Annotated in this window: 9 protein-coding genes; 2 read left to right on the forward strand and 7 right to left on the reverse strand. The window is 43.6% G+C overall.

Features of this window, described 5'->3' with window-relative positions:
• Positions 1-170 (forward strand): helix-turn-helix domain-containing protein (locus tag ACWVCM_RS15945; RefSeq protein ID WP_455202767.1); only part of this gene is annotated, 170 nt, incomplete at its 5' end.
• 1,189 nt (positions 171-1,359) lie between these two features.
• Here ACWVCM_RS15945 and cspE read toward each other — a convergent pair.
• From cspE to ACWVCM_RS15960, 3 genes are all read right to left on the reverse strand, one after another.
• A complete protein-coding gene (cspE, locus tag ACWVCM_RS15950; RefSeq protein WP_455202759.1) occupies positions 1,360-1,560 on the reverse strand; it encodes a transcription antiterminator/RNA stability regulator CspE in 201 nt (66 codons plus the stop codon).
• A 51-nt stretch (positions 1,561-1,611) separates the two neighbouring features.
• The gene (locus ACWVCM_RS15955; protein ID WP_455202760.1) at positions 1,612-2,631 is read right to left on the reverse strand and encodes an asparaginase; all 1,020 of its coding nucleotides are present in this window, start codon (positions 2,629-2,631) and stop codon (positions 1,612-1,614) included.
• A 75-nt stretch (positions 2,632-2,706) separates the two neighbouring features.
• The gene (locus ACWVCM_RS15960) at positions 2,707-3,735 is read right to left on the reverse strand and encodes a hypothetical protein (RefSeq protein ID WP_455202761.1); all 1,029 of its coding nucleotides are present in this window, start codon (positions 3,733-3,735) and stop codon (positions 2,707-2,709) included.
• A gap of 701 nt (positions 3,736-4,436) precedes the next feature.
• On the opposite strand from ACWVCM_RS15960, the gene ACWVCM_RS15965 reads away from it, so the two are divergent.
• Positions 4,437-5,042: a glutamate ligase domain-containing protein gene (locus tag ACWVCM_RS15965; RefSeq protein WP_455202762.1), complete on the forward strand. Its 606-nt coding sequence runs from the start codon at positions 4,437-4,439 to the stop codon at positions 5,040-5,042.
• Positions 5,043-5,047: 5 nt separating this feature from the next.
• On the opposite strand, the gene ACWVCM_RS15970 is transcribed toward ACWVCM_RS15965, so the two are convergent.
• The 4 genes from ACWVCM_RS15970 to ACWVCM_RS15985 form a co-directional block, all read right to left on the reverse strand.
• Complete coding sequence (locus ACWVCM_RS15970) at positions 5,048-5,197, reverse strand: hypothetical protein (RefSeq protein WP_455202763.1); 150 nt, start codon at positions 5,195-5,197, stop codon at positions 5,048-5,050.
• 47 nt (positions 5,198-5,244) lie between these two features.
• Positions 5,245-5,523 (reverse strand): DUF1488 domain-containing protein, encoded by a 279-nt coding sequence (locus tag ACWVCM_RS15975; protein ID WP_455202764.1) that lies wholly within the window; start codon positions 5,521-5,523, stop codon positions 5,245-5,247.
• Between the two features lie 5 nt (positions 5,524-5,528).
• The gene (locus tag ACWVCM_RS15980) at positions 5,529-5,654 is read right to left on the reverse strand and encodes a hypothetical protein (RefSeq protein WP_455202765.1); all 126 of its coding nucleotides are present in this window, start codon (positions 5,652-5,654) and stop codon (positions 5,529-5,531) included.
• 493 nt (positions 5,655-6,147) lie between these two features.
• On the reverse strand, positions 6,148-6,996 hold the full coding sequence (locus ACWVCM_RS15985; RefSeq protein ID WP_455202766.1) for a transglutaminase family protein: 849 nt from the start codon (positions 6,994-6,996) through the stop codon (positions 6,148-6,150).
• Positions 6,997-7,002 lie beyond the last annotated feature (6 nt).

Below are 7,002 nucleotides of genomic sequence, written 5' to 3' on the forward strand. Positions count from 1 at the left end.
CTAAGAACCAGCTTCAGACACAGGAACGTGAAAACATTATCAACGCCCTCCGTCACTCAAAAGGAAAAGTTTTTGGCGCTGACGGCGCCGCAGAAATGCTGGGAATGAAACCTACAACTTTGGCTTCAAAAATTAAAAGATACAAACTGGATAAAAGCCAGTTTATGTAAATAAACGCGAGCAAGATGAACTAACTAATTTTAACCAGCCTATAGAGACTATCGTGAATATTGCCCGTAGATTCGTGGATCTCAATTCTGCCACCTAAAGCTAGCAGCTCCTCATTTATATTGCCCTGATAAATCATTTTCTGAAATTCATGATAGTCCGATTCAATTTCATCAATGAAAAACTGATGGAGACCGCTTAGTTTGAAAACAAGAATGTTGGCATCATGGTCGAATCTCATATCGCCGCAAAAGATTGAAAGACGTTTCAAAACGTTCTCATCGTGTCGCAATACAAGAGCAAAGAAGTTTAACAAAGCCTGTTGCATATTTTGAGGTAGTCTAAAGTCTATTACGATCTCAGAACTTTTTAGTGAACGATGGTTTATATAAATGTGATGCTCTTTTATAGACAATCCGTAAATCCCCTGGGCACACTCTATACCACCTGACCACCTTTAACAAAGGCGACTGATAAACATGTAAATGTAATGTCCCGAATAGATGAAAGACTTAAAATTATAAAGTAATACGCTTCAACGGTTTGTAAACCGTTTGAATTAAGTGTCCCAAATTTGTCCCAGGGTAACGCGGAGAAGGATTATAGAAGTTAATAGAAGTTGAGTAAGCTATTGAAAAATATGGGCGGAGAGGCAGAGATTCGAACCCTGGGAACCGCGAGGTTCAACGGTTTTCAAGCCGCATTAAGCCTCTTGATTTATAAATACTTTTTCCGCTAACCCTAATTCATTCATCATCTTATAACACAGGTGCTCACGTCCAATCACACCCTATACGATGCCAAGTGTCCCTGAATTGTCCCTGCTCCCAGAAACAAATCTGTTGCGCTTTGGCCATCGATGAACACATTACATGAAGTATTCTTTTATGCCAAGTTACGTTGGCAAATTTAGTCTACCTACGTTGGCTTTGAGTTACCGTTCCGGTTTGGGCTAAATTATGGACACTATCACATAATGCACTAATGAGCACTTAACGGAAGCGGAAGTTGAGGAAATTCAATTATACGGCGGTTGTGTGACTACAGCGGACAGTCATAATTATTAAACTGGGAAAGGTTCACTCTACCCCATTATTAATTGTATCTTTTATTGTGGTTGTCCCAAAAACAAAAACCCCGCGAATTATCGCGGGGTTTAAGTTAAAACATCAAACTTAAACTTGAGAACTATTAGGCTCTGATGTTTGCCGCCTGAGGACCTTTTGGTCCATCTTCGACATCATAAGTTACTTGTTGACCTTCGGCTAGAGATCGGAATCCCTCACTAGCAATTGCAGAGAAATGTGCAAATACATCTTTGCTACCATCGTCAGGTGTAATAAAGCCAAAGCCTTTAGAGTCGTTAAACCATTTTACGGTTCCTGTTGCCATTTTAGTTACCTCATATAATGTTGGAGAAAATTACTTTGCAAATACCATATTTTAAGACTTTAGCTGTGACAACCAGCTCGGTGCTGGCCGAATTCCGCCGACAGTAACACCTCGTGAATTCTCTATGGTCGGTGCAACATGCTCCTTAAGTTGGTCTTTTTCTTCAGCTGTTAAAATTCCCAGCTGATCAAGAATTGCTAATAGCACGACGGATCGCGCCCGGTTACCGCCATCGGCAATTTTCAACGCGATCCCCAGGCCTTTATCGGGAATGGCAGCGGTAAGCATACCTTCGGCACCGGTTTTCGCCAGTACTTTGCCCTGAGTGACTTCATTGAGTTCACTGACCATGGTGCCATGACCGGCAATATAGACAGGTTCGTTTTTAATCGCCGTGTGAAGTCGATAAATTGCTTGCGCACGTGTGCCCGATAAGTCCTCTGGATTCGCAAAGCGAGCCGTAGCATAGCCAAGCTGCCGAAGCGGCATGGTGGGTGCCGGCAATCCACAACCATCAATGCCTATTGGATATTTTTTAAGGTCAATACCCGCCAGGTCGGAAAGTATGTCGAGAGACAATTGCTGTAATGGGTGGTCGATAACGTGATAGTTTTCGATGGGTAACTTCAGGTGCAATGCCGTGGTTAAAAAACCGGTATGTTTACCAGAACAATTGTGATGAAGACGACAGCCTTGCTGTCCGGACGCCAGTAACTTGTGCGCACTTTCCGTGTGTTCCGGTAACACCGCGCCACAGGCCAGATGGTCTTCCGTTAAACCCAATCGATACAACCAGGATGCTACCAGCTTTTGGTGCATGGGTTCGCCTTGATGCGATGAGCAGGCAAGAGATAACTCAGAATCATTCAATGCGTAGTCATCGCTGGCGCCGGTTTCAACCAGCTGAATGGCCAGCATGGGTTTAAGTGTTGATCGAGGAAATACCAGGTTATCAATATCACCCCAGCTTTCGACAATGTTCCCTTTGTAGTCACACACGACAGCGGCTCCGAAGTGCCGGCTTTCCACAGTTTCATTGCGTGTAACTTCGACTAGTAACTCATAAGACACGTGGTGATGTTTCCTTGTGGTTTGATATTGACCTGTAGGTATTTAGATATTGGGCGACAAAAACCGAACATGGGTTCACTGAATACCTGTTACCACGGCGTCATCCAGGTTTTGATCAGGGGAATCTTGCGAGGATGCATTCAACGTAGCTCTTGCCAGACCTCCAGCTAACAACAGTTCAATCACTTTATGGTAATTGAATTGGTGTGCAATTTCACAGGCTTGTGGAAAATAGCTGGAACCAAAGGTCATGCCGGGAACCAGGTTGGCTTCCATGAAGAAACAGTCACCATTGTTATTGGTTTTAATATCAATGCGCCCAAAGTCCCTGACGCCGAGGGAATTAAAGGCATCAATGGCCAATGCAATCACTCGACTTTTGACGTCTTCATCGATTATTTTGATAAGTTCTTCTGAATCATCTTTTTTAGCCTGCGCGCCCAGGATTCTGAGTCCGTTGGTGGACGCTGGTGGTATCACTTCAACGGCAGACACGATTAGGGTTTCATCCCGTGTTTTGAAGACCGCAACAGTAAATTCCCGACCATCGAGATATTCTTCGACCAATACTGGCTGACTAAATGTTTCGTATAGCGACGCTATTTTATTTTTGTACTGTGTAAAGTCAGTCACGAAGGATAAATCGTCAATGCCATTTCCATTGGCTGCATCCAGTGGTTTTAGAAACAGCGGGAATGGAAAAGGCAATTCATTTTCGTTTTCAAACTGGTCAGGGATGGCAATAAAATAATTGGCCGTTTTAATGCCTTTGTTGGCCAGATGCGTTTTGGCGAGTACCTTGTTGGAATCAAATTCCAGCACTTCTTTCGATGAGCCGGTGAAGTTAATCTCATTATCGGCGAAATAGTCCGATAGCCAAATGTCATCTTCATGCGCAACAGGGACGTACTTTACCGCCAGCATAACGAGATCCGGCTTTCTTTTAACGACATCATCTAATTCAGATTTTGTACGGCAGACACTCAGGCGGGCATCGTGGCCCATTGCCTGAATGGCACTTAAGACACTGTTGCACGCCAGGCGTGTTCCAAAGCCGCTTTCTTTTAATGATTCATTGGGAGTCGTAATAATTTCTATTTGCATTGAATTTCCCAGGTGCAATCTTTGCTTAAGATTGAATAAAAAGGTAAAAAAACTCCTGAGTTGTAATCAGGGGCTTATGACAAGTGGCAAGATTCAAAAAGAAAAACCAGCCTGCTCGCTATTCTAATATTGTAAAAACAAGGTGGTAAAAATAAGGTAGTGAAAACTAGGGATTTGTTACGATCGGCTAGTTGTTGATATCCGGGTAAACTTTCGATCATGTCTTTCGGTCACGTATAGTTAACCGAATTCAGTATGATCGTTTACGTGGAAGACCAGAGATTATCATATAAATGATCAGTATGATGTATATATCGGCCACATTCGGCAAAATGACAGGTATAAATAAAAAATAGAAAGTGAACGCCTGGTCGCCCAATACCGACCTTGGCGAATACCTACCTTAGAAATACAGGATTGGTAACTACTTGTGTTTGTTATCTTTTGTAGCTCAGTCGTTATCGACTTATCGCCATGTGTATGTATATATATAACTTGACTGTCTGAACAACTAGTGTAACCTGTTGCTATAGAATGTAAGGTATTATATTCAATACGATTAACACTACGATATTTCCTGAAAATTTTCGTCTTGTAAAATTGTATTTTTTCACATCTCTATTAAAGCCACCACTCTGAATAACGTTCGAATAACGTTACATCTGGTGCCACTTCCCGATTGTTTTTACCAGGAAATTACAATGCGTCCCCCACTGGAAACTATCAGACTCTTATCGAAATCGACCGATCTTGATCTTACCAAAAAACGAGATACCCTGGGTACGACACCGCGGACACTCATGGAAAATATCGACATCGGGCAACCGTATCAGGTGTTAGTCTATTGCGCTCAAACACCGGATGCACTTGAGAACACCCTGACTACGCTCAAGACTATCGCACTCGAACGAGAAGGACGTTTACTATTACTCTTTGGCTGCAGTGGAAACCGGAATCGTGAGATCCGAGCTAAAATGGGTGAAATTGCCAGCAAGATAGCTGACTTTGTTGTCATTACAGATGACAACCCATGCTCAGAATATACATGGGGAATCATCGAAGACATCCTGCAAGGATTCAATCAGCTCATGAAAAAATTTAGTGACTATATTGTCATTCAAGACAGAAAAAAAGCGATTCAATATATCATCAAACACGCTAAGCAGAATGACATCGTCATCCTGGCGGGCAAAGGCCATGAACCTTTTCAAATATTGAAATCCGAAACAATTCCAATTAAAGATCGGGAGGAAGCTATCAACGCTATTACAAACAGGCGTAGCCCTGACCTGATTTCAACTAGCTAATGCGGTTATTTCTTTTCGACGGGTTTGGTGTCTAGCCTGGCGAAGTTGACTGCGTCTTGCAGTTTATCGTAACGGTGTTCCTTGTAACTATAGATCGTAACTGTTTCGGCGGTTATTCCGTATTGCGCCATCAATACTTTATCATCTTTACTCATTATTATTTACCTCGAACAACTGTTACAGAAATAGACTGCACTCCAAGCTAGCAATCATCAAAATCTTTCGCGCTCAAAATATGCGTAAACCGGCGTCTATCGCCACTTTTGTAGATTTTCTCCGCAACTTCGATGATACGACTGCGTTCTGTATCAAACACAAATAGATACTCCGACTCAACGTTAACTACATTGGGACAGAGCTGCTTCAACGCATCAGCTTCCACAAAGAATGATATTTCGAAGGCACTGTCATAGCCCCAAAATTGAACGCGACTCCTGTTCACATCGTAACAACGGCTAGGATTGAAAAAACTTAACAACATTGAAATTACTCCAAAAGACCTTTATTGCCTTTGATAGTAGCCTTTCTGGCTACCTTCGCCGCTTTCTTTTCCTTTGGACTTAAAAGCGGCTTCTTTTTCGACTCTTTATTACCTTTTTGTTGCTTAGCCATGACACCTTCTCCTGATAATGGATGAAATTTTTTGTAAGAATCGTGCAAGTAAGAACTGTGTAAGAACCTCGCAAAAACCAGCCACTGATCCTGCCCAACGCTGGATAATTCTATTGCGTTACGAGTTTCCTGGATCAAAAGTTACCAGAGACGAAGGTTACATAATTCACAATACATTCAAAATGAAGGGGAAATGGTCCGTCCTTTGGGGGACCAGAGGGAGCCCTGTTGAAAGGCAAGCGAAATGCCGGTAGATTACTTTCAAAGTATAGCATAAAGCACTCGTAAAAATCGTAACACCGCCACAAAACAGGCGTTTAATTTGTAATATTACACTACTCGACTGTCGACTAATCGAGTGCTTTTGGGGATGGATCTATTAACCGTATCCTGAATTAGCAAATAAAGGTGATTGGAGCTATTGAAAACTAAACTGAATGAGTACATCAACACAAGAGAAAGTAAAGCCACGATGAGGCCGACGCAGCTTTCACTACAACTCTGTCACCCACACACCCACATCAAGATTTGCTCCCGGAATTCCCACAAAAGAGCCGGCTATTGGCGGTACGGATTCGGGCAACCTCGCCACTGCCACCGCAATGTGATTAATTCCTGCAATTTCACCTATGGTAGGATCAAATCCCTTCCAGCCTGCACCTGGCAGGTACACTTCGGCCCAGGCATGGGTCGCACCGTAATTGACTGTTGAGGGTGGCGCATGAAGGTAGCCGCTTACAAAACGCGAAGCAAGGCCCAGGCGACGTGCAGCTTCCATGAACAGATTCGCGAAGTCTCGGCAGGAACCGCTACCACGAGACAGTGTTTCGGCCGCGGATTGAACACCCGGTTCTTCGCGCAGCTGATACAACAGCGTTTGATGGATATGGACGCAAAGCCGCTGCAATAAGGCGTATGTTTGTATGCTTTCGCCTGACCACACATTTGTGATCCAGTCAGTCAATTGGCTGCCGGCTGTGGGTTCCGCCGCGTTCACATAGGGCGCCAGCACAATCCAGTCTTCGGGCGTATAAGCAAACGGGTAGTTTGTCGCGTAGTCGACTACCAGAAAATCAAGGGGGGCATCGTTGAATTGCTGAATAATAACTTCGCTTTCGATCACCAACTGATTGGCGGGTGAATCGAAGCTCGCAATCGCAACGCAGTTGTCTTCCACATCACGGTGCCAACGTAATGTGGCAGGAGGCGTCAGTGTAAGGCTAGAGGATTCAATACGCAGCTCATGGCCTTCTCTCGGCCGTAGGAGCAGTGTGTGAGGTTCAAGTGTTACTGTATCGGAAAAACTGTAATAAGTCCGATGAAATATTTTGTAGCGTTGCATTATCTA

This window comes from Kaarinaea lacus, from assembly GCF_975902315.1.

Bases quoted from the DNA above. Each gene is read 5' to 3' on its own strand.
- cspE (WP_455202759.1), bottom strand. From the start codon at position 1,560: ATGGCAACAGGAACCGTAAAATGGTTTAACGACTCTAAAGGCTTTGGC.
- ACWVCM_RS15960 (WP_455202761.1), bottom strand. From the start codon at position 3,735: ATGCAAATAGAAATTATTACGACTCCCAATGAATCATTAAAAGAAAGC.
- ACWVCM_RS15965 (WP_455202762.1), top strand. From the start codon at position 4,437: ATGCGTCCCCCACTGGAAACTATCAGACTCTTATCGAAATCGACCGAT.
- ACWVCM_RS15970 (WP_455202763.1), bottom strand. From the start codon at position 5,197: ATGAGTAAAGATGATAAAGTATTGATGGCGCAATACGGAATAACCGCC.
- ACWVCM_RS15975 (WP_455202764.1), bottom strand. From the start codon at position 5,523: ATGTTGTTAAGTTTTTTCAATCCTAGCCGTTGTTACGATGTGAACAGG.
- ACWVCM_RS15980 (WP_455202765.1), bottom strand. From the start codon at position 5,654: ATGGCTAAGCAACAAAAAGGTAATAAAGAGTCGAAAAAGAAGCCGCTT.
- ACWVCM_RS15985 (WP_455202766.1), bottom strand. From the start codon at position 6,996: ATGCAACGCTACAAAATATTTCATCGGACTTATTACAGTTTTTCCGAT.